This window comes from Microbacterium sp., from assembly GCF_052099035.1.
Taxonomy (GTDB): Bacteria; Actinomycetota; Actinomycetes; order Actinomycetales; family Microbacteriaceae; genus Microbacterium.
Window position 1 is genome coordinate 110,025 of the sequence record NZ_JBQDSX010000002.1, and the last position, 24,999, is coordinate 135,023.

Annotated in this window: 20 protein-coding genes; 7 read left to right on the forward strand and 13 right to left on the reverse strand. The window is 64.4% G+C overall.

All coding sequences use genetic code 11. The annotated features are described in order from the left end of the window. The first annotated feature begins 35 nt into the window (after nucleotides 1–35). Complete coding sequence (locus ACTIAO_RS01745; protein ID WP_441904608.1) at nucleotides 36–638, forward strand: GNAT family N-acetyltransferase; 603 nt, start codon at nucleotides 36–38, stop codon at nucleotides 636–638. A gap of 20 nt (nucleotides 639–658) precedes the next feature. Here the strand turns inward: ACTIAO_RS01745 and ACTIAO_RS01750 are convergent, their stop codons facing one another. The 8 genes from ACTIAO_RS01750 to ACTIAO_RS01785 all read right to left on the reverse strand — a co-directional run bounded on the left by ACTIAO_RS01750 (nucleotide 659) and on the right by ACTIAO_RS01785 (nucleotide 13,604). Then, nucleotides 659–1,294 carry a hypothetical protein gene (locus ACTIAO_RS01750; RefSeq protein ID WP_441904609.1) on the reverse strand — a complete coding sequence of 212 codons (636 nt, stop codon included), beginning with the start codon at nucleotides 1,292–1,294 and terminating at the stop codon, nucleotides 659–661. 28 nt (nucleotides 1,295–1,322) lie between these two features. After that, nucleotides 1,323–7,067, reverse strand: coding sequence for a metallophosphoesterase (locus ACTIAO_RS01755; protein WP_441904610.1), 5,745 nt, complete (start codon nucleotides 7,065–7,067; stop codon nucleotides 1,323–1,325). A gap of 67 nt (nucleotides 7,068–7,134) precedes the next feature. After that, on the reverse strand, nucleotides 7,135–8,307 hold the full coding sequence (locus ACTIAO_RS01760; protein WP_441904611.1) for a serine hydrolase domain-containing protein: 1,173 nt from the start codon (nucleotides 8,305–8,307) through the stop codon (nucleotides 7,135–7,137). Further along, the gene (locus tag ACTIAO_RS01765; RefSeq protein ID WP_441904612.1) at nucleotides 8,304–9,128 is read right to left on the reverse strand and encodes an ATP-binding cassette domain-containing protein; all 825 of its coding nucleotides are present in this window, start codon (nucleotides 9,126–9,128) and stop codon (nucleotides 8,304–8,306) included. Before ACTIAO_RS01765 ends, ACTIAO_RS01760 begins: the two co-directional genes overlap by 4 nt. After that, nucleotides 9,125–10,084, reverse strand: a complete 960-nt coding sequence (locus ACTIAO_RS01770; protein WP_441904613.1) for an ABC transporter ATP-binding protein — start codon at nucleotides 10,082–10,084, stop codon at nucleotides 9,125–9,127. Before ACTIAO_RS01770 ends, ACTIAO_RS01765 begins: the two co-directional genes overlap by 4 nt. Next, the gene (locus ACTIAO_RS01775; protein WP_441904614.1) at nucleotides 10,081–10,980 is read right to left on the reverse strand and encodes an ABC transporter permease; all 900 of its coding nucleotides are present in this window, start codon (nucleotides 10,978–10,980) and stop codon (nucleotides 10,081–10,083) included. Before ACTIAO_RS01775 ends, ACTIAO_RS01770 begins: the two co-directional genes overlap by 4 nt. Continuing rightward, nucleotides 10,977–11,993, reverse strand: a complete 1,017-nt coding sequence (locus ACTIAO_RS01780; protein ID WP_441904615.1) for an ABC transporter permease — start codon at nucleotides 11,991–11,993, stop codon at nucleotides 10,977–10,979. Before ACTIAO_RS01780 ends, ACTIAO_RS01775 begins: the two co-directional genes overlap by 4 nt. Nucleotides 11,994–12,005: 12 nt before the next feature. Next, a complete protein-coding gene (locus ACTIAO_RS01785; protein WP_441904616.1) occupies nucleotides 12,006–13,604 on the reverse strand; it encodes an ABC transporter substrate-binding protein in 1,599 nt (532 codons plus the stop codon). A 110-nt stretch (nucleotides 13,605–13,714) separates the two neighbouring features. Between ACTIAO_RS01785 and ACTIAO_RS01790 the strand changes: the two genes are divergently transcribed. Beyond that, the gene (locus ACTIAO_RS01790) at nucleotides 13,715–14,626 is read left to right on the forward strand and encodes a LysR family transcriptional regulator (RefSeq protein ID WP_441904617.1); all 912 of its coding nucleotides are present in this window, start codon (nucleotides 13,715–13,717) and stop codon (nucleotides 14,624–14,626) included. 8 nt (nucleotides 14,627–14,634) lie between these two features. On the opposite strand, the gene ACTIAO_RS01795 is transcribed toward ACTIAO_RS01790, so the two are convergent. Beyond that, nucleotides 14,635–14,847: a hypothetical protein gene (locus ACTIAO_RS01795; protein ID WP_441904618.1), complete on the reverse strand. Its 213-nt coding sequence runs from the start codon at nucleotides 14,845–14,847 to the stop codon at nucleotides 14,635–14,637. Between the two features lie 67 nt (nucleotides 14,848–14,914). On the opposite strand from ACTIAO_RS01795, the gene pgi reads away from it, so the two are divergent. The 4 genes from pgi (at nucleotide 14,915) to ACTIAO_RS01815 (ending at nucleotide 20,651) form a co-directional block, all read left to right on the forward strand. Beyond that, a complete protein-coding gene (pgi, locus tag ACTIAO_RS01800) occupies nucleotides 14,915–16,594 on the forward strand; it encodes a glucose-6-phosphate isomerase (RefSeq protein WP_441904619.1) in 1,680 nt (559 codons plus the stop codon). Nucleotides 16,595–16,631: 37 nt separating this feature from the next. Next, the gene (locus ACTIAO_RS01805) at nucleotides 16,632–17,723 is read left to right on the forward strand and encodes an ATP-binding protein (protein ID WP_441904620.1); all 1,092 of its coding nucleotides are present in this window, start codon (nucleotides 16,632–16,634) and stop codon (nucleotides 17,721–17,723) included. A 20-nt stretch (nucleotides 17,724–17,743) separates the two neighbouring features. Then, nucleotides 17,744–19,174 (forward strand): MBL fold metallo-hydrolase, encoded by a 1,431-nt coding sequence (locus tag ACTIAO_RS01810; protein ID WP_441904621.1) that lies wholly within the window; start codon nucleotides 17,744–17,746, stop codon nucleotides 19,172–19,174. 187 nt (nucleotides 19,175–19,361) lie between these two features. Beyond that, nucleotides 19,362–20,651, forward strand: a complete 1,290-nt coding sequence (locus tag ACTIAO_RS01815; protein ID WP_441904622.1) for an MFS transporter — start codon at nucleotides 19,362–19,364, stop codon at nucleotides 20,649–20,651. 21 nt (nucleotides 20,652–20,672) lie between these two features. Here ACTIAO_RS01815 and ACTIAO_RS01820 read toward each other — a convergent pair whose 3' ends face one another. Then, on the reverse strand, nucleotides 20,673–21,170 hold the full coding sequence (locus tag ACTIAO_RS01820) for an SLC13 family permease (RefSeq protein WP_441904623.1): 498 nt from the start codon (nucleotides 21,168–21,170) through the stop codon (nucleotides 20,673–20,675). Nucleotides 21,171–21,705: 535 nt separating this feature from the next. On the opposite strand from ACTIAO_RS01820, the gene ACTIAO_RS01825 reads away from it, so the two are divergent. Further along, the gene (locus ACTIAO_RS01825) at nucleotides 21,706–21,927 is read left to right on the forward strand and encodes a hypothetical protein (protein ID WP_441904624.1); all 222 of its coding nucleotides are present in this window, start codon (nucleotides 21,706–21,708) and stop codon (nucleotides 21,925–21,927) included. A 125-nt stretch (nucleotides 21,928–22,052) separates the two neighbouring features. Here the strand turns inward: ACTIAO_RS01825 and ACTIAO_RS01830 are convergent, their stop codons facing one another. The 3 genes from ACTIAO_RS01830 to ACTIAO_RS01840 all read right to left on the reverse strand — a co-directional run bounded on the left by ACTIAO_RS01830 (nucleotide 22,053) and on the right by ACTIAO_RS01840 (nucleotide 24,643). Then, complete coding sequence (locus ACTIAO_RS01830) at nucleotides 22,053–22,844, reverse strand: tryptophan-rich sensory protein (protein ID WP_441904625.1); 792 nt, start codon at nucleotides 22,842–22,844, stop codon at nucleotides 22,053–22,055. 140 nt (nucleotides 22,845–22,984) lie between these two features. Next, a complete protein-coding gene (locus ACTIAO_RS01835; RefSeq protein WP_441904626.1) occupies nucleotides 22,985–23,554 on the reverse strand; it encodes a hypothetical protein in 570 nt (189 codons plus the stop codon). Between the two features lie 342 nt (nucleotides 23,555–23,896). Continuing rightward, complete coding sequence (locus tag ACTIAO_RS01840; RefSeq protein ID WP_441904627.1) at nucleotides 23,897–24,643, reverse strand: glycosyltransferase; 747 nt, start codon at nucleotides 24,641–24,643, stop codon at nucleotides 23,897–23,899. Nucleotides 24,644–24,999 lie beyond the last annotated feature (356 nt).

Genomic DNA, 24,999 nt, shown 5'->3' on the forward strand with positions numbered 1-24,999 from the left:
CCTTTCAGCGTAGACGAGGCTGGTTGAATGAGCGGGTGCCTTTTCTCACACCTCCTGCGCCCATCCAGCTCTCCGGCAACCTCGTCGAACTGCGCCCGCTCGCACGGGAGCATCGCGGCGGCCTCATCGAGGCCGTGCAGGAAGGGAAGCTGTGGCAGACCGCCTGGTACACGTCAGTGCCTGCACCCGACGGCGTAGCGGCTGAGATCGATCGGCGTCTCGCGCTGAGTGAATCGGGCGAGATGGTGCCGTTCACGGCATTCGATGCCACGGGGCGCGTGATCGGGATGACGTCGTATTACGACCTCGAGGAGACTGTTCCCCGCCTGCACATCGGCTACACCTGGAACCGGCCGTCCGCGCACGAAACCGGAACGAATGCCGAATCGAAACTGCTGCTGATGTCGCACGCCTTCGAGACCCTCGGGGTCTACCGCGTGGGGCTCACCACGCAGTGGGTGAACTTCCAGTCCCGCACGGCGATCGAGCGACTCGGTGCCAAGCAGGACGGCGTCATGCGCGCCGTTTCCCGCTATCGCAACGGCGCACTGCGCGACAGCGTGGAGTACTCGGTGATCGAACCGGAGTGGCCGGCTGTCAAGGCGAATCTCGAAGCGCGGCTCGCGAAGCGGCGCTGAGGCGCTTTTCCCGGGCGGCCTCACGCCTGCGCGCGGCGGCGACGCACCAGTGCCGTACCTGCCGCGATCAGACTTCCCGCGACCAGCAGGCCTGAGGGGATCACCCACGCAGCAAGACCGGTCGTCGCCAGATCGCCGTCGGTGTCGGCATCGCCCTGACCGCCATCTGGGGAGGCGGAGCCGTTCCCGCCCGTCCCACCGTCGGTGCCGGTGCCCGCATCGCCAGTCCCACCGTTGCCGTCGTCGCCTCCGGGGCCTCCGGGATCGCCATCCTCCCCTCCGGAGCCGCCCTCGCTGCCGTCCAGCATCGCAACGTAGCGGTCGCCGCCGTCGACCGTGCTGGCAAGCCAGTAGTCGAGTCCCTCCGGCAGCGCCGCATGGAACGAGGCGACCCCATCCGCGTCGGTGAGCACTTCGGTGACATAGGCGATGCTCGCCTGTGTGGGCGCGTCCGGGTTGGCATCCGCGTCCAGAACGAGAACGGTGGCCGTCTTGTCGGCGAACTCGGTTCCGAAATCGATCCGCACGTCGGCCGTGCCCTCGGTGGTCGTGGCGTCATGCTCTGCGGCAGCCGCCATCACCGGTGCGGCGACGGCCAGTGCGGTGCCGAGCAGGATCGCACCACATGTGCTGATCAGGTTCTTCTGGGTGTTCATGTTTCTGCTTTCCTTGCGTCTGCGACGGCTATCGGACGGTGATCAGCACGGGGCGGGAGGTGTCCGCATCCCATGTCCAGATGCTGTCGAAGTCCCAGCCGATCCCCTCGTACGTGCTCTGCTGCCTCGCGGCATCCGCAGAGATCGTCTCGCCGTTGCGCGTCTGGCGCCCCTGGTCGGTGACGGTCTGTCCCGTGATGACGAGGGAATCCACGGCGAGGTTGTCCTCGAGCGTCGCGTGCTCGGTGCCGTACTCGCGCCCCGCGACACGACCGGCATGCGACGATGCGGTGACCGCGCTGTTGAGAGCGACCGACTGCACCACCGTCGTCGTGGCGTAGGTGTAGCCGGCGATACCGCCAGCGTTCTGGTTGCCGGCCGACTCGACGGCACCGGTCGCGTATACGCGCTCGGTGGTGCTGCCGCGCCCGGCGATGCCGACGACTCCGCCGGCCTGGCGTCCCGCATTCACGGTGACATCGGCATCCGAGTACGAATCGCTGATCGTGCCATAGAGATAGCCGACGACACCGCCCGCGGTCGCGGCTCCCGTGATCGATCCGCTGGTGCCCACCTCGGTGACCTCGCCGCTGACCGCCAGGCGATCCACTAGGAGACCGACTTCGGATGCCGTGGTTACGACCTCGGCATCGACGAGCGCGATGGCTCGCACCGTACCGGTGACCTCGGCGAACAGTCCGCCCGTCTCCGAGCGATATCCGGTGATCGAGTGCCCGTCGCCGTCGAACGTCCCCGAGAAAGCCGTACTGATACGCGCATCGCTGTCCGAGAGGTCGACATCGGAGACCAGTCGATAGCTCTCCGCCGGATAAGCGCCGATCTCCGCGAAGTCCGCCGCGTCATCCACGAGGAACTCGCCGTCGTCACCGCTCGGCAATCCGGGCCCATCGTCTTCCGGGCCCTCCTGATCGCTTTCGTCGAGCCCGCGGGACTCGCCGACTGCGCTGAGCAGCGGACGGGCGTTCGCGTTGCTCCACTGCCAGACGCCGAAGTCGAAGCCCAGGGTGTCCCGGTAGAAGACGGACCCTGCGAGCTGAGCGGCCGTCGCCGTCCCTCCGTGGAGGTTCGTCGTCGACGGAGCCGAGGTATCAGTCTGCGTGGCCGCTGTCGTCGTCTCCGCCGCCCAGTTGTTCTCGAGCGTCGCGGAGTTCCCCGCCAGCACTCGGCCGAGGAACCGGTGCGCCCACGACGGGGCCGTGACGGTCTGCGCCAGCGAGACGCTGTTCCGGATGACAGTGCCGGTGTACGCGTAGCCGAAGACGCCACCGGTGTTGCGCGTATCAGCGGTGACAGAGCCTGTTGCGTAAACCTGTTCGTTGACCGAGCCGGCCAGTGCCACACCGACTGCTCCGCCGACCTCCGTCGCCGTACCGTGGACGGTCGCGGTCGTGTACGCATCGCGCAGTTCACCGCTGGAGTCGCCGAGGATGCCGCCGACGCGGCTCGGCGCGGTGATCTCGCCGGTCGTGTAAACCCGCTCGACAATGCCTGTGCTGACGTTCGCGAGGATCCCGGCGCGAGCCACCGTGCTGCTGACCTGGGCGCCCTCGATGCCGAGGTCGTGGATGTGGCCGCCGGTGAGGTTGAACAGTCCCCCGGACTCCGACTGCAGCCCCGAGATCACGTGGCCGGCCCCGGCGAGTTCACCGGAGAACGGCACCTGGGCACCGAGCGGCGTGAACGCCGTGCCCTCGAGCGAGATGTCATCGGTGAGCACGAAGCGCTCCGTGGGGAAATCATCGATCATGCGCAGCTGCTCGGCCGCTCCGATCTCGAAGAATCCGTCCGCGTTGGTGGGCAGGTCCGGCGTCGGCTTCTCATACGCCTCGGGATTGGAGCGCAGCACCGGACGCTGCGCATCCGCATTCCAGTCCCAAATACCCTCGAGGTCCCATCCGAGGGTCGTGGCGAAGTGCTCGGGTGTCCGGCCAACCGATACCGGCAGTCGTGCTCCCTTGAGATTGTCGGCAGCCGGCGCGTCTGTCAGCGACTCCGCCGAGACAACCGACTCCTCCGAGGAGTAGTTGTTCTCCAACGTCGCCATCTGACCGGAGAGCACGCGCCCGAGCACCGCGTGGGCGTAGCTCGGCGCGGTGACGGCGACGTTCAGCGACATGGCGTTGCGGATGACGGTCTCGTTGTAGCCGTAGCCGACGACACCCCCGGTGTTGCGGGTGTCTGCGCCGACCGTCCCCGCCGCGTAGACGTTCTCGGTCACAGAACCGGCCAGGGCCACACCGATGAGCCCGCCGGATTCGGTCCCCGAGACCTGAACGCGTGCGGTCGAATAGCTGTCGCGAACAGTTCCGGTCGAGTCTCCGACCAGCCCGCCGGCGCGGGACGGTGCAGAGATCGAACCGCTGGTCCAGCTGCGTTCGATCGTGCCGCTGTTGACGTCGGCGAGAATGCCGGCGGTTCCGATCAGAGCGGTGATATCGGCATCCACGACGGCGAGATCGCGAATCGTGCCGTCGTTCGATTGGAACAGCCCTGATCCGCTCGAGGGCTCGGCCGCGAACCCGCTGACCGTATGCCCACGCCCATCGAACACACCGGTGAACGGCGTTGCGCCCGAACCGATCTGCGTGCGCTCCGAGCCATCGAGCGCGAGGTCGTTCATCAGTGCGTAGTGGGCGTCCGGTGCCTGCACGATCTTCTCGATATCGGCCCAGCTGCGCAGCTCGTAGGGTTTTTCCGCTGTTCCCTCGCCCGGCATCCCCTCGCGGACCAGGATCCCCGGGGTCAGCGCGTTCCCTGCGGCGAGCGCGTCCCAGGCGTACAGACGAACCGTGCTGTCCGACCGCACCGGAAGCGGCGAATCGAACGAGACCAGCTGTTCGATACCGCGATGGTCGAGATCGACCTTCACGGTGCGCACGTCCAGCAGCTCTTCGCCGCTGAGGTCGTACGCTGCCGCCACGAGGGTCGCGCCGTCCGGCGCCCCATCGGTGCTGAGCACTCCGACGTGGGCGAGTTCACCATCGGCGACGTCGTGAGATGTGACACGGAACATGCTCTCCGGCTTGCTCACCGCGAACTCATCGACCACGTCACCGTCGATCGTGTAGACGCGGGCCTGGAGCTCGCCGTCCGCTGCTTCGAGAACGAGGCCGGTCTGCGTGTCGTCGTCGAACACGGTGTCATCCCACCACTGGACCTGGTTCTCGTAGAACTTCGGTCCGCTCGAGCCCATGGTGACGAACGTCGTGCCAAGGTCTCTGTCCGCGTCGTCGGTGACGAGGGCGCCGTCGAGGATCGTGCTGCGCTTGTAGACGTGATCGTGACCGCCGATGTGCAGATCCACTCCGAGCTGCTGGAGCGTCTGGGTGATCTTGGCACGCGAGATCGACATGCCCGCATCGCTGCTGTGCCGACCCCCGTAGTAGGGGAAGTGGCCCATCACGACGTTCCACTCGGAGTCACTGGAGCGGACGTCGTCCTCCAGCCAGGCGAGCTGGGTGTCAAGGTCGTAGTTCGAGTTCAACACCGAGAAGTGGATGCTGCCGCGATCGAAGGAGTAGTTGCTCTCGCCGACCTCGCTGCCGTTCTTGGGCAGATCGAACATCGAGGTGAAGATGCGGCTGCGCTCCGACGACAGCGCGGTGTTGACCTCGCGGTCACCGTAGGTCTCGTGGTTGCCCACCATGCCGGCGAACTGCAGATCGAGGTCGCGCAGGGAGTAGTCGAAGGTTCCCTGCCACTCGCCGGCATTGCCTCCGTTGTCGACGAGGTCACCGACCTGGATGACCGTCTCTCCCCCGGTGCGCTGGTCGCGGAGCTGCTCGAGCATCTGTGCCGGCAGCTCGAAATCCGATTGCTCACCAGTGGCGACCTGGATATCGCCGAGCACGTAGATCGGCGCATCCTCCGCACCGCCGGCGATGAACTCGCCGCGCACGTCGGTCCATGGGCCGTTCTCGCCGGCACCGAAACGGTACTCGTAGCGGGTCCCCTGATCGAGCCCGGTGAGATCGAACTCGTGGCTGCGCAACGCGTGCGCGGTGATGCTGTCGAGGTAGGTATCAGCCTCAGTAGCGACGGAATCCACCTCGAAGATGCGGTCGTTGGATGAAGCGACGGTCTCCGCGCCCAGGCCGAGGAAGGATCCGACCGGCTGGATCTTCGCCCAGGCCTTCTCGACATTGACATCCGTTGGGACACTGAGGCCGGCTTCTCCCGGTTCGGCGCCGACCGTGGCTACCGCACCGAGGTGGCGGAAGACTTCTTCCGCGTCGAGGTCGGTGTCCTGCACCTGGATGCGGTGCACCTCCGCCGAGGTGCTGCCGTCCGTATCGGTCGCCTTGATGACGATGAAGTGATCGTCGTACCCCTCGACCGTGAACGCGCCATCTGTCACCGGCAGACGGTGCTCGGAGTTGTACACCTCGACGGTGGTGGTGGGCTTGTTGCCGCCGTCATCGACGGCTGAGAAGCTCGGGATCTCCACGCGGTCCCCCGCGGCGGCGAACTCGGGCGCCTGGGCGTCGACGGTGATCTGTGGAGCGTAGTTCGCCCCGCGCACCTTCTCGCCGACCCAGATCGGTGCAGAGACGAGCTGCGCCCCGTCGGCCTGCATGGCCTTGACGAAGTAGTAGTCGCCGTCGGCGACGTCGAGGGTCACAGCAAGATCCTGCACATTGCCGGAAAGCGCCCCGAAATCATGCGCGATATGACCGGAGTTGCTGATGATCTGGATGCTAGTGAACGAGTCTGCAGCATCCGGGTCCGCAGCCTGGACGACGACGTCGAGCGCGTCGGTGTCGCCGGGAAGGATGGCACCCATCATCTGGTCGTTGCCGCTGACCGCCAGGATCGCGTTCTCGTCGAGCGTGGAATACATGCTGCGCTCGCGCATCGCACGGTGCACCGCGTCGAGCGACTTCTCGTCCGCCCACACTCCGGTCAGCGCGGGGTTAGAGGTGACCCAGTGGGCGCTGTGCTCGTCACCGTTGAAGACCGGGGCGACGTGCCATCCGTTGTCGAGGGCCAGCTCCCACTGCGCGTCGTAACCCGCCCCCTTGTGCTCGAACAGCGACATGCGCTCGTCGGCCTCCGGGGTGAGGTTGTTGAAGCCGTCGAAGTTGCCCTTGCCCGTCGGCGAGGGGTGGTTGAACTGACCGATGACATCGGGGTCGAGCGCGAGACGGGCGTAGAAAGTCGGCAGGTCGTACATAAAGTCACCGACCGGGAATGCCCCGCCGAGGTTATCGCCGGACCCACGGACGTACCCGGGAGCGGTGACGAACCATTCCGCGTTGAAGAGGTTGATGTGACCGGTCGCGTCGTACCACGTGACTTCCTCGCCGGGTACGGCGACAAGGTCGCTGTCGCCAGACTCGTTGTGCCTCTCGGCGCCGCTCTTGAGATGATTCCATTCCTCGGAGTGCGCGTGCTTGTGGTCCTCGGTCCAATCGTCGGCTGAGCGGATGTCCATGGTGACGTCGTGCTCACTGGCCGAGAAGAAGTCGACGTCGGTGTTCTCCGCCACGTAAGCGTAGGCATCCTCGGGAAGCTCGACGCCGTCGCTGATCGAGGTGTGCGCGTGGAACTCACCGGTGTAGTGCGTCTTGTTCAGAAACGTCGGATGCGCATCGGTGCCATCGATCGCCGCGGCGGCCGCATCTGCTCCGGCTGCGGGCAGCAACGCCGCCACGAGGCCCAGTGCCACGGCTCCGGCAACGGAAGCACGCGTCCGTCGCCGGGTGCGGTGGTTCGAGACGGGCAGGGCGAAGGAGGAGGTCAGATCACGCACGTGCTCGAAGTTAGAGTCGCCGGACGAACCCGCGGAGTCTTAGGAACGAACAGGAGGTGAACGGATCTCAGTTCTCGAGTGCGACGCAGATATCGGCGAACAGACCGGCGTGAATATCGTTCCACTCGGTCGTCACCGGTTCCGGGCAGGACGACAGTTTCACGATCACGCTGCCGGTGCTCGGATCCAGCCAGATGTACTGGCCATGGATGCCAACAGCGTAGACGTTGCCTCGAGCGTTGCCGGTGGACCACCACTGGTTGCGATACGACGCGTTTCGGTGCGTCTGCTGAATCGCCAGTCCTCGCGCCAGTTCCGCATCCCCGCCTGAGAGCGTCTGTCGTACCCACGACGATGAGATAACCTGCTCTCCGTTTCGCGCTCCACCCGACAACATGAGCTCTCCGACACGAGCCAGATCTCTCGCCGTGCACGAGATGCCTCCGTTGGCGAAGGCGAAGCCGACCGGATCGACGGTGATCGAAGCGTCATCGTCGCACCCCAGCCGCTGCCACACCCGCTCCGAGACGACTTCGGCGTATCGTTGTCCGGTCACTGCCTCGATCAGCCACGCCAGGACATCCGTATCCGCCGAACAGTACTGGAATCGCTGTCCCGGCTCGCCGGCGCTTCGCAGCGATCGCAGGAACGCATACGTGTCGGCGGGGTCGCCATCGCGTGCCGTGCGCCATCCCGCGATACGGTCCTGCGCACGCACCTCGGAATCGGGATCTCGATAGTTTTCGTCGTAGTCGACCGAGACCGTCATGTCGAGCACGTGCTGCACCGTCACATCGCCGTACGCCGAGTCAGCGAGCTCCGGCAGGTAGCGCACGACCGGCTCGTGCGGATCCACGGCGCCGTCATCGATCAGGGTGGCAAGCGTCAGCCCACAGATGGATTTCGACACACTCATCAGCAGATGCCGATCGTCGGGCGCGAATCCGGGACGGTAGTACTCGGCGATGACTTCTCCGCCTCCGGCGACGACGAACGCATCCGTGTAGGCGTCAGCGAGCCGCCACGCGAGCCCCTCCACCCTCGATAGTGCATCGAGTCGTGTGACACCTGCGCCGGCAGGGGGTTCCCGACGGATCGTCGTCGTCGGAACGAATTCCGAAACATGGGCCAGCGCCCAGCGGTTGTGGGGCGCATCCTGCCACGTGTCCAGCATTGGCGGAGTCGGTGCTCCCGGATAGCGTTCCACACGTCCGGATAGCGCGGGAGTCAGATTCGTCACAGCAGGATGCTCCTCTCTTCTCCACCGGGAATGCTCGCTGCCGCTCCCGGCGTCGCCGGCATTGCCGCCAGCAGTTGCTGCGTGTACTCGTGGGAGGGCGCGGTGAGCACGACGTCCGCGCGTCCACTCTCGACCATCCGGCCCTGGCGCATGACCCCGGCTTCGTCACTCATATACCGCACGACGTCGAGGTCGTGCGAGATGAGCAGATAGCTCAGCCCTCGCTCCCCCTTGAGCCGCTGCAACAGATTGAGAACCTGCGCCTGCACGGAGACATCGAGAGCACTGGTCGGCTCGTCGAGCACGACCAGCTCCGGTTCGGTGGCTATCGCCCTGGCAACGCCAGCCCGCTGTGCCTGGCCACCGGAGAGTTGATGGGGCAGTCGATCCGCGTGGGTCATGGACAGCCCGACCTCGTCCAGAAGCGATGCGACGCGTTCTCCGACTTCCGTCGAAGTCAACGAGGTATGCGTTCTCAGCGGCTCAGCGATGCTGTCCCGAATGCGCAGCCGGGGGTTGAGTGCGGCCTTCGGATTCTGGAACACGATCCCGGTCCGTGCCCGCAGTCGACGCAGCGCCCTGCTGCGCAACCGGGCGGGATCCTCTCCGTCGATGAGACTGAACCCGGACGTGGGCTCGATGAGGTTGAGAGCGCAGCGCGCGATCGTGCTCTTGCCGGACCCGGATTCCCCGACGAGTCCGAACGTGCTGCCGCGCGAAATTCGGAAGCTGACATCATCGACGGCGCGGAACACCGTGCGATGGACGCGGTACTCCTTGACGAGGTGCTCGACGACGAGCGCATCGGTGTGTGCGTTCACAATTCCCCCACTCGGATGCAGGCGGCCTCGCGCAGCGCACCCACCGGCCTCAGCGCCGGATCGATCTGATGGCACGCGTCGATGACACGCGGGCAGCGGTCGGCGAATGCGCAACCGGTCATGCCCAGGAGATTCGCCGGCACACTGCCGCGGATCGCTTCGAGCGGGGTACCTTTGGCATGCCGCGCCGGCAGCGCGCCGAGGAGACCTCGCGTGTACGGATGCTGAGGTGCGGCGAGCAGCTCCGCAGCCGGACCCGTCTCGATCACGCGTCCGGCGTAGAGAACGGCGACGTTGTCGCACGCTTCCTGAACGACACCGAGGTTGTGAGTGATCAGCAGCACGCCGAACCCGAAGCGGTCCCGCAGCGACAGGATGAGCCGCAGTATCTGACGTGCGATCGTCACATCCAGCGCAGTCGTCGGCTCGTCCAGAATCAACAGCTTCGGTTCGCATACGAGCGCCTGGGCGATCATGACGCGCTGCAGCATGCCGCCGGAGAGCTCGTGCGGGTAGCTCTCGTACACCCGCGCAGGGTCAGGCAGACCGACATGCTCGAAATACTCCAGGATGTGCGCGCGCGTCGCGGCCTTGCTCATACGTCGGTGTCTGCGGATGACCGCGGCAAGCTGCTGCCCGAGAGTGAACACCGGATTGAAGGCACTGCCGGGATTCTGGAACACGATGGCGATCGCATCCCCGCGCAACGGTGACGGGCGATCGATTCGCTGTTCGATACCGTCGAGTGTGATCCGTCCTGAAGGACGGGCTCCTTCCGGCAGCATGCCGAGCACCGCGAGCCCTGTGAGGCTCTTGCCGCACCCGGTCTCGCCGACGATCCCGAGCACTTCACCGGGCGCAACGCTCAGCGACAGTCCACGAACAGGACGATTGACGAGTTGGTTGCGCTCGACGAAGGCGATCTCAAGATTCTCGATGCGCAGCAGATCGTTCATCGTTTCACCATCCGGGGGTCGATCAGGTCGCGCAGCGCGTCGCCGATCACGTTGAACCCCAGCACCGTGAGGAAGATCGCAAGGCCGGGGAACGTGGAGATCCACCAGGCGGTGAACAGCTGCCCGCGTCCTTCGGCGACCATGAGCCCCCAGTCCGGCGACGGCGGCTGTGCGCCCAGGCCGAGGAATGCGAGCGAACCCGCTGCCAGGACGATGGCGCCGACGTCGACGGTGGCCTGGACGATGATGGGTGTCAGGCAATTGCGCAGGATGTGCCGCGGCAGGATGCGCCACATCGGAACGCCGATCGCACGGGCCGCCTCGACGTACGGCCGCTCGCGGAGCGACCGCGCTTCGGCTCGAACCAGGCGCGCGTACCAAGGCCACCAGCAGATCGCCAGCGCGATACCGGCGTTGAGCAGGCTCGGGCCGAGCAGAGCGACCATGACCATCGCGAGCAGCAGCGGCGGGAATGCCTGGAATACCTCGGTGATCCGCATGAGCAGGTCATCGATCCGGCCCCCTCGGTAGCCCGCGATCGCACCGAGCGGAACTCCGATGATCGCAGCCAGTCCGACGACGGCGATGGCGATGGACAGCGCAGGCTGAGCTCCCATGATCACCCGACTGAGCATGTCGCGGCCGAGCTGATCGGTGCCGAACAGGTGCGAGAGGCTGGGTGCCAGGTTGCGAGTGTCGACATTGGTCTGGCCGCTCCCCTGCTCCGGGAACGGTGCGATCCAGTGTCCGAAGAAAGCGAACACGACCACCAGCAGAACGATCGCCAGGCCCGCTGTCGCCAGCCAGTCCGTGCGTAGAACCCGCACCAGTCGAGTACCGAAGCTGTCCCGCGGTGGCAGAGCGAGGGGTGTCAGCGTCGTCGTCATGACGGTCATGAGATCTTCACTCTCGGGTCGAGCCTGGCCTGGACAAGATCCACGATCAGGTTGGCGAGCAGGTACGCGAACGCTCCCAGCAGGGTGATCGCCATGATCGCCGGATAGTCAACGGCCAGCATTGCGGCGCTGGCGAACGCTCCGATCCCGGGCCAGTTGAACACGACCTCGACGAAGAACGTCCCGGTCAGCGCATACGCGGTCGCCAGGCCGATGATCGTCATGGTCGGAGGCAGCGCGTTTTTGAGTGCGAGCCGCCAGCGCACGATGACGTCGCGAATCCCGTAGGCATTGGCGGTGAACACATAGTCCTCATTGAGCACATCGAGCATGGTTGCGCGGATCATGCGGGCGACAAGTCCCATCGGGTAGGCCGCAAGGGTGATCGCCGGGAGGATGAGGTGAGCCACCCCGTCGCCGAACGCCGTGAAGTTCCCTGATATCAGGCTGTCGATGAGCGCGAATCCGGTGATATCGGCGACAGGGTGGACGTACTCGATCTCCTTGGAGAACTGCCCCGTTGCCGGAAGAATGCCGAGTGCACCGACGAACACGACCTGCAGGAGCAGCCCCAGCCAGAACGACGGAACCGACACACCGCCGATGGCCACGACTCGCACGGCACCGTCGATGACGCCGCCAGGACGACGGGACGCGATGACACCGAGAACGATGCCTCCGACAGTCGCGATCAGCATCGCGGCGAATAGCAGTTCGAGTGTCGCGGGAAGGCGGGTGGCGAGCTCCGTGAGTACGGGCCGTTTGGTTGCGAGCGACTCACCCCAGTCACCGGTCACGAGTCCGCCGAGGTAGGTCAGGAACTGCAACGGGAGGGGGTTGTTGAACCCCAGCTTCTCGCGGATCCGCTCGAGCTCGGCCGGTGGGGCCTTCGGCCCGGCGTAGACCACCGCCGGGTCCGAAGGAACCACCCTGGTCATCACGAACACGATCACCGTGATGACCAGCAGGACGAGGATCGCGGATGCGACCCGCCTGCCCAGAAAACGCCACATCATGTCGTCCGATCAGGCAGCAGGAGCGATGCGCGAGAAGAACGTCGTGAACGGGTAGTTCGGGTTGAAGTCGCCGATCTTCAGTGCGGGCGGTGCAACCGTGACGACCTGTGGGTCGAACAGGTACAGCGCCGGTGCCTGATCGTAGAGCATCTGCATGGCCTCTTCGTAGGCGGCCTGTGCAGCTTCGCGGTCGCTGCCGGTGAGAGTTGCGGCTTCGTCGATGAGTGCGTCGTATTCGGGGTTGTTCCAGTAGCTCAGGTTGAAGAACGGAACGTCGCTCGAGTGGAACAACGAGTAGAGATTGTCCGCTCCCGCATCGGAGTAGGTCGGCCAGTAGTAGAGCACGAAGATGTCCTGTGCGCTCGCGGGGTCTGCTTTCGCGGCCTCCCATTGCTGGTTGTACAGCATGGCCGTGACGTTCACTTCGACGCCGATCTGGGCAAGGGCGTCTTTGATGAGCGGCACGAACCGGGCTTCGGTGGCGTTTTCTGAGGCATACGTGAGCTCGAGTGTGAATCCGTCAGGGTGTCCGGCTTCCGCGAGCAGTTCCTTTGCCTTTTCGAGGTCCTGGCTGTACTGCGGCACGTCTTCCGAATACGGGAAGATTCCCTTCGGAACGGCCGACCGGGACTGCGTGCCGTAGCCGAGCGCGCTGACGTCGATGATGTCCTCGTACGGGACGGCATAGCTGAGCGCCTGTCGGACGAGCGGATCATCCAGCGGCGGACGGGTCGTGTTCAGCAGCGCAATGTAGTTGAACGGCGATGGTGCCGTACGGACTTCCGCCGCCATCTGTTCCGCGACGGATTCGACGTTGTCCAGCGGGATCGTCGTGGCGAAGTCGACCTCGCCTGCTGTCAGCATCTGCTGGGCGGTGACGGCGTCCGGAGTGATGGCGATATCGACGATGTCATAGTGGGGCGCTTCACCCCAGTAGTCCTCGTATGCGGTGAGCACCACCTTCTCACCCGGCGCATACTCCTTGAGCGTGTAGGGTCCGGTGCCCGCCTCGATACCGGCTTCGAAGTACTGCTCATCCGCTGCGGCCGCTTCGAGTGCCTTCGGCGAGACGATCCATGCGCCATAGGTAGATGCGGCGACCAGGTCCATCGGCGCGGGGTAGGCCAGGTTCATGACGACGGTCAGATCGTCGGTTGCCTCGACCGTATCCAGGGGCGCCCAGATGAATGAGGCGCCGGCACGTTCGCGAGCCGCTTCGATGCTTGCGACGACGGCCGCGGCATCGACGGCCTCGCCGTCATGGAACGTCGCATCTGGCCGGATGGTGAATGTCCAGGTGAGACCGTCTTCGCTGGTCTCCCACGATTCGGCGATCGCCGGTGAGAACTCTTCTTCTGCACCCTCGGCGTTCTTCCAGATGAGCGGCTCGTAGATGTTGCCCATGTACAGCGCCTCGGTGGAGAACGAGGTGACCGGGTCCCAGGTGGTGACGGCGGCCGAAGCCGCGACAGTGAGCACGTCAGCGGTCGCATCCCCTCCCGATCCACCGGCATCTCCAGCCGTGCAGGCGACCAGTGACGCCGTTGCGGCGGCAGCGGTCAGGGCGAACAGCGCAGCGCGCCGTGATCGGTGCTTGGTGACAGCCATGTCGACCTCCAGGTAAGACCGCACGGGGCGGGTTTCGGCCAGTCTATGGACAGGACGGTGAGACTCGCCAATACTTGTTTTCGAAGACTTCGATGCCTTGGAGGTATCTCGTGGAACTCAGGCTTCTCCGCTACTTCGTCGCCGCGAGTGAGCACGGAACGGTGCACGGAGCGGCCGAAGCCGTCCATGTCGCACAGCCCTCGCTGAGCCGACAGCTGCGGCGACTCGAGCAGGATCTCGGCTTCGCCCTGTTCGATCGCGCACCCCGTGGAGTGACTCTCACGGCTGCAGGGCGCGCGTTTCTTCCCATCGCGCAAGACCTTCTCACCCGTGACGAGCGCGCGACAGCGACGGCCCGATCGATCGCCGGCGGAGATGGCGGTGGCCTCACCGTCGCCTCTGCGGGGACAACCGTCACGGATATCCTCGCCCCGTTCATCGTTGCGCAGGGCGCGAACGGCCCCATCAGCAACGCCATCGAGGTGGTTCCCGAGAACGTGTACGGCGTGTTCGAGCGCGGCGACGCGGACTTCGCCGTGGGGACGCGCATCCCTCCCGCAGAGTTCCGCTCACGCGTCATCGGGTACGCCTATCTTTGGGCGCAGGTGCACCCCGACCATCCACTCGCGTCAGCCGAGACGATCCCGATGGCACGGCTGTTACGCGAGCCGCTGATCGTGATGAGTCGAGCTCACGGTGTGCGGAACATGTTCGATACGGCCGTAGCCCGTGCGGGTCTCTCGTACACACCGGCGATCGAGACGGAGTCCTCATCACTCGCGCTGGCGCTCGCCGCTGCAGGTAGCGGCATCTGCGTGCTCTCCGATGACTCGCGCTATGGTCTGCGCACCGTTCCGATCCGCGCAACCGATGGCGACCTCGCCATCACGCTGTACGGCGTATGGGACGACAAGCACTTCGCGAGCACCCGCATCGAGCACTGCCTCGGCGCGCTCAGCGAGTTCGTCGCCGAACTGTATCCGCAGACGACACGGCGCTCCGAGGCACGGCCCGTGTCGTGATCGCTGACTCAGTTAGCGGCGGGGCCGCCATCCCAGTTGTTCGAACGGCGGGTGGCACCGCTGCGGCCTTCGCGCATCATCCACGCGAGGGAGAGGCAGACGAGCGCGAGACCGGCACAGAACGTGAGCGCCTGGAAGTCCAGCGGCAGACCGTGTGCCATGCCCATCACCCAGATCCCGCCGACGAACATGACCAAGAAGATGATGAAGCTGATAATCACGGCTGCCTCCTGTTTTGATTACTGATCCCAGGATACCCGTACGCACGGTGCGCGATAGCGTGTAGCCATGACCGCTCCCGTTGATCCCACCCGTACCGATGCCTGGGCCCGGCTCACCGATCTGCATGGCGAGCTCGCCCCCGATCTACGGAGCTGGTTCGACGCCGATCCGGAGCGCGCGTCCCGTTACTCGCTGCCGCTGGCGGACTTGCACGTCGATCTGTCCAAGAACCTCATCACCGATGAGATCCTGGCGGCGCTCGTGCAGCTCGCGGAGCAGACCGGCGTCGCGGAGCGCTTCAGCGCGATGCTCGCGGGTGAGCATCTCAACAGCACAGAGGATCGCGCCGTGCTGCACACCGCGCTGCGTCGCCCCGCGAACGCGTCTCCTGCGCTCATCGTCGATGGACAGGACGTGGATGCCGACGTGCACGCCGTCCTCGATCGGATGAGCGCATTCGCGGACCGGGTCCGCTCGGGCGACTGGCTCGGCGTGACCGGCAAGAAGGTCACCCATGTCGTCAACATCGGCATCGGCGGTTCGGACCTCGGGCCCGTCATGGTCTACGAGGCCCTGAAGCCCTATGCAAATGCCGGTATCCAGGCGCGTTTCGTGTCGAACATCGACCCGACCGATCTGGCGCAGAAGACCGCGGACCTCGATCCTGCGACGACGCTGTTCATCGTCGCATCCAAGACCTTCAGCACGCTCGAGACCCTCACGAACGCTCGCCTCGCTCGCGACTGGCTGTGGGCGGGCCTGACGGAATCGGGCGCGATCGATGGGGACGAAGCATCCCGGGTCGACGCCGTCGCGCACCACTTCGTCGCCGTCTCGACGGCACTCGACAAGGTCGCCGACTTCGGCATCGACCCCGACAACGCCTTCGGCTTCTGGGACTGGGTCGGCGGCCGCTACTCCGTCGATTCCGCAATCGGACTGTCGCTGGCGATTTCGCTCGGACCTGACGTGTTCCGCGATCTGCTCGCCGGCTTCCACTCCGTGGATGAGCACGTGCGCACCACTCCCCTGGAGCGCAATGTGCCAGTCCTGATGGGTCTGCTCAACGTCTGGTACAACAACTTCTTCGGCGCGCAGTCGCATGCCGTGCTTCCTTACGCGCAGCAGCTCAGCCGCTTCCCGGCGTACCTCCAGCAGCTGACGATGGAGTCCAACGGCAAGTCCGTGCGCTGGGACGGGACGCCGGTGACCACCGACACCGGCGAGGTGTTCTGGGGAGAACCGGGAACGAACGGGCAGCATGCGTTCTACCAGCTCATCCACCAGGGCACACGTCTCATTCCCGCCGACTTCATCGCGTTCGTGAACCCGGCCTACCCGCTCACTGACGGTGACCAGGATGTGCATGCGCTGTTCCTGGCGAACTTCCTCGCCCAGACCAAGGCGCTCGCGTTCGGGAAGACCGCGGCCGAGGTCGAAGCAGAGGGCACCACGGGCGCGCTGGTCGCTGCCCGCACGTTCGCCGGCAACAGGCCGACGACGTCGATCTTCGCGCCAGCGCTCACCCCGCAGGTGCTCGGTCAGCTGATCGCGCTGTACGAGCACATCACGTTCACGCAGGGTACGATCTGGGGCATCAACTCCTTCGATCAGTGGGGCGTGGAGCTCGGCAAGCAGCTGGCCATGCAGATCGCACCCGCCATCGACGGGGACGTGTCGGCGATCGAAGCGCAGGATGCCTCGACCATCGGGTTGCTCAAGTACTACGCCGCCAACCGGAAGTAGCCCACACAGCACGGAGCCCGAGCGCTACTCTCAAGCCATGACTGATGTGATTCCGATCGGCACGGTCGCGCAGACGGCCGATGAGGCATTCATCCAGGCACGGGGGCTGAACCGCCACACCTTCTGGTGCGGTCAAAGCGGCTCTGGAAAGACATATGCGCTCGGAGTGCTGCTGGAGCAGATCCTGCTTCACACCAAGCTGCCACTCATCGTGCTGGATCCGAACTCCGACTTCGTTCGACTCCCCGAAATGCGCGACGACGCGGATGGTGTCGAGGCTGACGAGCTGCGCACCCGCGATATCCGGGTGCTTCACTCGCGGGCCGGCCAGGGGGAGGATCTCAAGATCCGCTTCCTGGACATGGACGAGCGCTCCCGCGCCGCGCTGCTGCAGCTCGATCCGATCCTCGATGCGGAGGAATTCAACGCGTCGCTGAGCCTGGTCGCACAAACGCGCGCCGCGGGCGCGCCCGCGCGGGGAACACTGGTCCAGTGGCTGCGAGAGACGGGCGTCGACGCCCACCGGAAGCTTGCTCTGCGTCTCGAGAACCTCGGAATTGCCGGTTGGAATCTGTGGGCGCGGGACAGCAAGCCGGTCACGACGATCATTGACGAGAAGCCGGATGCCACGGTCGTCGATCTCGGCAGATTCGACACATCCGTGGAGCCGAAGATCGCAGCCCTCGCGATTCTCGATCATCTCTGGCAGCACCGCCATGAGCGCATCGGCCGACTGATCGTGATCGACGAGGCCCACAACCTGTGCCCACCTGCTCCGACGACCGCAGTGGAACGGCTGCTCGTGGAGCGGATCATTCAGATTGCGGCAGAAGGACGCAAGTATGGCTTGTGGTTGCTGCTATCGACTCAGCGTCCGTCCAAGGTGCATCCTCAGGTCATCTCGCAGTGCGACAACCTCGCGCTCATGCGGATGAATTCTCCTCACGACCTCGACGATCTGGCACGTGTCTTCGGCTTCGTTCCGCCCGAACTTCTCACACAGACGTCAGGGTTCGCACAGGGACAAGCCTTGTTCGCCGGACGGTTCATCGACGCGCCGACCGTCGTTCGCGTGCGCCCACGGCTCACCGCCGAAGGCGGCTCCGACGTAGCTGTGCCGCTGCGCTGATGTGACTGGAGGTCACGCTCATGCTGCTGGAACGAATTTATGACGAAGACCTCGCCCAGGCGAGCTATTTCATCGGCTGCCAGGCGACGGGCGAAGCTGTCGTCATCGATGCCCGCCGAGACACTGATGTCTACGTCCACCTCGCTGCCAAGCACGGGATGTCCATCACTGCCGTCGCCGAAACGCATATTCATGCGGACTACCTCTCGGGCACCCGGGAACTCGCTCACCGCGCCGGCGCACCGATCTACATCTCTGACGAGGGAGGTCCGGACTGGGTGTACGGCTCGGGCTTCGACGAGGGACCGGCGGGAGCTGCGGTTCGCATGACGCACGGGCATCGGATCCCGGTCGGAAACCTCACGATCGAGGCCGTCCACACCCCCGGCCATACGCCTGAACATCTGTCCTTTCTCCTCACCGACGGGGCACAGACGTCCGAACCAGGATTCATACTCACGGGTGACTTCGTATTCGTGGGCGATGTCGGCCGCCCCGATCTGCTCGACGCAGCAGCTGGTGGGGTCGACACCCGATTCGCGGGCGCGAAAGACCTGTTTGCGAGTCTTCGCGACCAGTTCCTCACTCTGCCCGACTACGTGCAGGTGCTGCCGGCGCACGGTTCCGGATCAGCCTGCGGCAAGGCGCTCGGCGCTGTTCCCACCTCGACCGTTGGCTACGAACGCAATTTCTCGTGGTGGGGTAAATATCTCAACGAGGATGACGAGCAAGGATTCGTCGATGAGCTGCTGAGCGGCCAGCCCGACGCCCCTGCCTACTTTGAACGCATGAAAATGCATAACAGGATCGGCCCGGCGCTGATCGGCGACGCCCCTCGGCTCGTCGAATACTCCGCTTCCGAACTGTCCAGCGCACTTGCAGCAGACGAAGTCGTCTTCATCGATACCCGCGGGCACCACAAGGTTCACGAAGGCACCGTCGAGCGCTCCCTCAACATCCCCGGCGCCGCGAAAGCCGCAAGCTACGGGGCCTGGGTGGTGAACCCAGACGTCGAACAGCGGTCGCTGGTCCTGCTCGCCCGCTCTCGGAAGGACGCTGAAGAGTTCCGTGACCACCTGGTGCGCGTCGGCATCGACAATGTGCACGGCTTCATCACCTCGCTGGACGGCCTCGAGCTGGTCGTGCCGAAGCTGGTTCACCCGGACGAGCTCGGTGATATCGAGCACGTCATGCTGCTCGATGTGCGCAACAAGACCGAGTATGCCGACGGACACCTCCCTGGTGCCGAACAGCTCTCGGGCGGACGCGTGATGTGGGACCAGGACCAGTTCCCCGCGAAGGGTTCCGGCACCATCGTGACCTACTGCCAGAGTGGCACGCGCAACAGTGTCGCTGCGAGTGCGCTGCGCCGTGAGGGACACGACATCGCAGAACTTGACGGCAGTTACGCCGCCTGGGTTGCGACGCCGACCAACCTGCCGATCCGCTGAGTCCGCCATGCGGTATTCTGGACCCATGCATTTGTATTTCCTGTGACGGCTGAGCAGGCCCACCGCGCTCGTTGAGTAGATCCGAGCCCGCGGAGGCCGCTCTTTCTGACCCCTTTGAGGTCGCCGTCATTTTGCGTGCCCGTTTGCCCTTATGGCTTGTCGCGGTGCGTCGTTCCGAAGGATTCGAATGCTTACCCCTCCTCCCCACCGTCATCCGGCGCGCCGTCGCGTGCTGCGCGCCCTCCGTCCGTTAGCTTCACGCGACTATCGTCTTCTATTCGCCGCAGTGGGCATCGAGGTCTTCGGGACCGGCATGTGGACGATTGTCATGGTCTTCCAAGTGCTCGCGCTCGATGACAGTCCACTCGCACTCTCCGCGGTTGCAACCGGGATGAGTCTTGGTTTATTTGCATTTTCTATCCTCGGTGGCGTGGTCGCCGATCGGTTCTCCAAACGGCGGATCATCATCACCGTGCAGGGTTGTACCGCCGCAGTAATGACCGCCGTGGCAGTGCTGGCCCTCACCGGAACCATCGAGTTATGGCACGTCGGTGCCGCGTCGTTCGCGATGGGAGCCGGAAGCGCCTTCTTCTACCCCGCCTACAGTGCCTACCTGCCCCAGGTACTTCCACCCGAAGAGCTTCTCGCCGCAAACGGACTCGAAGGCGCGCTTAGACCGTCGATGGGGCAGGGACTCGGACCAGCGCTGGGCGGGATGATCGTCGGCATGTTCTTCCCCGCGATCGGCGCCGTCATCATCGCAGCGTCGTACACAAGCGCTTTCGTCATAACCCTATTCCTCAGCAAACGAGACGATCTCACGCAGCCTACGTCGCCGGAAGAACGTGTGAGCGTCTGGGGCGATCTGCGCGAGGGAGTGAAGTACGTGGTCCGCACACGCTGGCTGCTGTGGACGCTGATCTTCGGTTCGTCCCTCGCGCTCATCGTCCAGGGACCGATCGAGGTGCTCCTGCCCTTCTTGACCCGCGACCGGTTCGCAGATGCTGAAGCGACCTTCGGGTTCCTTCTGGCCGCATATGGGATCGGCGGGGCAGTCGGCTCGCTGGTCGTCTCGTCGCTGAAACTCCCGCGACGGTACCTGACATTCATGATTCTCTGTTGGGGAGGTGGAACTCTCCCTCTTGTCGTCATCGGCATTGCCAACAACCTGATACTGATGCTCGCATCGCTCTTCATCGTCGGGGCACTCACCGGCGCCGGTGTTGTTATCTGGGGCACATTGTTACAACGCCTGGTACCCCCCAGCATGATCGGGCGAGTCGCTAGCCTCGATTTCTTCGTCTCGATCGCGTTCATGCCCACCTCAATCGCCATCGCCGGACCGCTCTCACTTCTCATACCCATCCCCGCGATCTTCGTGATTGCCGGGGTCATCCCACTGGTTCTCGCGGTGGTCGCGGTGCTGGCAGGACGAATGCGGCAGAGCGAGGAACAGCACCCGCTCGACGGCGACTGAGCAACCGTCTGTCGAGACCGCCTAATACAAGGGAAGAAGCACCGGAACCAGCAGCACGCTGACGATCATTGCGATGAGAGTGAATGGCGCGCCGACTCTCACGAAGTCACCGAACCGGTACCCGCCTGGCTCGACGCCGAGGGTATTGACCGGCGATGAGACCGGCGTCATGAATGCGCATGATGCGGCGAGCGCGACGATCATCGCGAACGGGAGCGGTGACGCGCCGAGTTCGGTTGCGGCGCCGATGGCGAGCGGCGCCATGAAGACGGCAGTGGCCGTGTTGGAGACGAAGATCCCGATCAGTGCGGTCAGAGCGAAGAACACGGCCAGGAGCACCGTCGGCCCAGAATCCCCGTAAGCCCCCAGGAGCCCCTCAACGATCAGCAGGAGCGTCGGCCAGTGGATCGATCGGTAGGCGCTGGGCATGTCCACCCAGCGGAAGATGCCCATCAGCACACAGGCGATCAGTGCCGCGATGACGTTTGGCACGACGCCGGTCACCATGAGGAGGACCATCACCGCCGTCTTCGCCGCATTCCCGAGGTCATCACAGCAGCGTTCTGCCCTCACCCGTTCGGCCCGGCATTCGAGGCGGCGCAGCATGCAAGAGGCGCCGGACGCCCGCTCCGTATGAGCGCCCTGTGAGCGCCATTTGGTATACCGATATCCGTATGAGGCCGGAACAATGTGGTCAGTGGATCATCGGTCTGCCCGTGCAGACAGGAACGTCAATGACTCATCCATGGATTCCAATGCCTGATCCGTCACACACGGTGTCGCCCTACGCCTGCGGCGCAGGTTCGCTCTCGCTGGGTTGGCCGTCGTGTTTGTCCTTGCTGAATGTGCCACCACCCCGGCATCCGAGACTCCCTCGACTAGCGACGCGACGAGCGAGCAGGAAACCGCCGTGGAGCCTGAAACGACGCCTGAAGAAGAATAGGGAGACGAACCCGCCGAAACACAGACGCAGGAGGAGACCTGCGACTGGGGCTACCCTCGAATCGACGGCACCGGCGTGGCGCCCGCCGGGCAAGTAGGCGAGCTTTCCGAGGTGCTTATCGGTGCGTGGCAGCACACCCACACCGATGAGGGATCCGGGTTTGAAGCGGTGATGAATGACCACCGCTACGTCCTCCCCTCGCCCGAGCGGATGCTCTATTGCCAGCACGTTCCGGGTGCCACCGACTACGCCGACCAGAGTGCGAACATCCTGTCGTCCAACCGCTCATGTATTGGATGCCACGCCTCCGGGAACACAGGAGTGCTCTCGTGATGAGTCATCATTTTTTGTTTGTCCTTATGAACTCACGAACCGATAGATACGTCAGCAATCCTCGCGCTTGAATCTTCTTCATCTCCATCGACAAGGATGACCTGATCGCAGAGGACCGTTTGTCGTCATTTCCGGTGTCGAACCGCCCAGCCGGACCACCGCAATCCTGCTATGGCGAGAATGAGAACGGCGACGATGATCGCGGCGATCGCGGTTATCGTGCTCTGCGGAGAGTCGGTCAATCGTCCCACCCCGAGCCAGATAAGCCCCCAAGCCGACGCGAGCGTGGGGGCGATGCGCCTTGTCACCCACGCACTGGTTGCGCAAATAACCAGAACAGCCACCAGCACGAGCACGGCCCACAGTTCCGCCTGCTCTGCCCAGCTCTCGGGAGCTACTTCGGTGAACCACGCCGCGGCGTTCGCGACGGTCGCGATATTGACCCAACCGAAGTGCAGACCGTTCACCCCGTCGACGACAGTGCGCTCAAGCCATCCGCGGGCCGGACGTCGACCGAGCAGGACGATCACCCGGGCGAGCACAACAACCAGAAGTGCGATGACTACGACGGTCAACCAGAGTGGTCCGAAACGCGCTGCAACCAGCCACAGGCCGTTCAGGCACATCGACAGCGCAATCCACCCACCGGTCTCGCGCTGACGTTCGTCTTCACGCTGGGCGGGCAAGGCCTGCCAGATCGTATAGCCGATGAGCCCGAGGTAGATCAATGACCAGATTGCGAACGCCGGTCCAGCCGGCGCGAGATAGGACGCCTGCGCGGAAAGCGCACCTCCCTGGAGCTCACTGACGGACTCACCTCCAAACATCCCTCCGCCGATGGCCGCTGCGATGAGCATGAATGTCGCTGCTGCGATGACCGATGTCTGCCGTGCGATGCCCTTCACCTGTGGTTCCATGAGTCGAAGCTACAAGCCCTGACCGCACGTGGCATATGCCTTGACACCTCCGTCGTGGCCGCGTATCGCGCGCGCATCGACGCATGGGCACATCGCTGTTGCCATCTCGTTACCGGTCAGTGTGCCGGCGGTGCATTCTTTCACGGCTCGTGTCGCTGAAGCCGAACGCGCGCGACGATGAGACCGGCAGCGAGGCCACCTAGGCCTCCGATGGCCATGTCGCCGATGGTGTCGGTGTAGGCCACAAAGATCTCATCGCTGACAAACGTGTAGCCCAGCCACTCGACCATCTCCCATAGGGCGCTCAGTGCCAGAGCGAGCATGGGGACGATTACGAGCGGCTCCCGCCGCGTGAAGCCGACTCCGCTCAGGGCACGCACGATGCCCCACCGAGCGAGTAGTAGGTACAGCATCGCCGCTATGCTGCCAGTCGCGAGAAAATGCATCGCAAGGTCCCACCAGCCGATGGATGTGTACAGACCGAGCACGTTGCTCCAAGCAGCGATGAGCGCCGTGACGCTGTAGAAGATGTCGAACGACGGACGTACCCCGATGAAGCGGGGCACCAACAGACCAGGCAATGTGAACGCGAGGATTCCCGTGTCGGTGACCGACCACCAGATCGCGGCTGCGATGACGCTGACCACGCCGAGCACGCGTACGGCGTCGGCCGAGAACTCACCTATGCCGCGCGGTCTACGTAGAAACATGTTGATCACATCACTTTTCCCGTCTTCATGAGGCGGACACGGCCGGGACCGGCAGATGGCCGAAAGGCCATCCCCCGTTTACGGGGTCAGCGTTGATTCCGAGGCGGTTCACGCATACGACGGGCGATACGAGTATCGCGTCAATCCGGACGCCGCTGGCACAAGGGGCGCAGTAGCGGCAGTAGGTTACCCATTCGGGTGTCCGACGTGTAGATGCGGTATCCCATGGTCTCGATCCCGCCACGGCCGGTAAATCCGATAGCGACAGCTGCCAGCAGTGGACCCACTCGGGACGCCCAGGCCGACCATGGACGAGCCCAATCAGCGGGTCGACATTCGTCGTCATTCGAATCGCCCTGCGGATGTCGGCTGCTTGGTTCGTCGCTGCCGCGCAAGTCGCTGCCAACGTGTTGGTGGAAAATCATGCGGCCAATGCATCAGAACGGTCGTGAAACCGCGGCGGACTCGTCGTAAGAACCCGCGTGGGTCACGGAACGGACGCATCGAAATCCCCATATCGGCATGAGAAATGTAGCGAATGCGGTGATCCTCGCCGAGGTGAAACGCCAGATCGAAGTCGTCGTGTAGCACCGGATTCTGATGCACCAAGGAACGCACGCTTCGCCAGGCGGTGCGCCGGAATGCCATGTTCGATCCGAACATCGGAACATGGCCGAGCGCGGCAAAACCGATGATTGCGTAGGCACCGAGATAGGCCTTCGCGAGCGGCGCACGCAAGATACGCGGACCATCGACGAAACGCGCGCCGCCGGTGAACGCGGCAGCATGCGGGTCACCGTGGAATGCTTCTTGCATGGCTTGAATCCACCTGCCGCCCGGGATGCAATCAGCATCGAGTCTCAGAATGATCTGACCCGTGGCACGATCGTACCCGCAAGCACTCGCGGCGGGAATGCCTGGCGCGTCGCAGCGGACCACGATCGCGCCGGCGTCCGCAGCGACCTGTGCGGATGCATCGGTTGAAGCATTATCCACGACAATGATCTCGTCCGCCGCCCGAGTCTGGACCGAGAGTGCGCGCAGACAGCGACGAAGCACATCTGCATCATCCTTCACAGGAATGATCACCGACACAGTGGGAAGAGCAGACGGCGGAACAATCACAACGCTCCGTGGCCGGCATTCGCCATGCGTACGCCCCTTTCCGATTTTCGCCAGTCTAAAGTCACTCATCTTTCGAGAGGAGTTTTCAGGAAAGCTGGTCCCGCAGGCTTCCTGATCTGTTCGCAAGATTCCGGGCCGTCACAGTAAGTCCGGACGCCATATCCCTGGCGAATCGAGGTGAAATTGCGCTTTGTCAAGGCACTCGCGCGGCCGTGCCCGAATGTGTTGACTCGGATCCTCGACGACAACGATCAGAGGAGTCAGAACATGGCAAGAATCATCGAGACCATCGACGTCGACGTCCCCGTCCGCACCGCATA

What these genes read in the sequence shown, in the direction of transcription:
- ACTIAO_RS01750 (WP_441904609.1), bottom strand. Translation starts at nt 1,294, where the DNA reads ATGAACACCCAGAAGAACCTGATCAGCACATGTGGTGCGATCCTGCTC.
- ACTIAO_RS01770 (WP_441904613.1), bottom strand. Translation starts at nt 10,084, where the DNA reads ATGAACGATCTGCTGCGCATCGAGAATCTTGAGATCGCCTTCGTCGAG.
- ACTIAO_RS01775 (WP_441904614.1), bottom strand. Translation starts at nt 10,980, where the DNA reads ATGACCGTCATGACGACGACGCTGACACCCCTCGCTCTGCCACCGCGG.
- ACTIAO_RS01780 (WP_441904615.1), bottom strand. Translation starts at nt 11,993, where the DNA reads ATGTGGCGTTTTCTGGGCAGGCGGGTCGCATCCGCGATCCTCGTCCTG.
- ACTIAO_RS01785 (WP_441904616.1), bottom strand. Translation starts at nt 13,604, where the DNA reads ATGGCTGTCACCAAGCACCGATCACGGCGCGCTGCGCTGTTCGCCCTG.
- pgi (WP_441904619.1), top strand. Translation starts at nt 14,915, where the DNA reads ATGACCGCTCCCGTTGATCCCACCCGTACCGATGCCTGGGCCCGGCTC.
- ACTIAO_RS01805 (WP_441904620.1), top strand. Translation starts at nt 16,632, where the DNA reads ATGACTGATGTGATTCCGATCGGCACGGTCGCGCAGACGGCCGATGAG.
- ACTIAO_RS01810 (WP_441904621.1), top strand. Translation starts at nt 17,744, where the DNA reads ATGCTGCTGGAACGAATTTATGACGAAGACCTCGCCCAGGCGAGCTAT.
- ACTIAO_RS01815 (WP_441904622.1), top strand. Translation starts at nt 19,362, where the DNA reads ATGCTTACCCCTCCTCCCCACCGTCATCCGGCGCGCCGTCGCGTGCTG.
- ACTIAO_RS01820 (WP_441904623.1), bottom strand. Translation starts at nt 21,170, where the DNA reads ATGGTCCTCCTCATGGTGACCGGCGTCGTGCCAAACGTCATCGCGGCA.
- ACTIAO_RS01830 (WP_441904625.1), bottom strand. Translation starts at nt 22,844, where the DNA reads ATGGAACCACAGGTGAAGGGCATCGCACGGCAGACATCGGTCATCGCA.
- ACTIAO_RS01835 (WP_441904626.1), bottom strand. Translation starts at nt 23,554, where the DNA reads ATGTTTCTACGTAGACCGCGCGGCATAGGTGAGTTCTCGGCCGACGCC.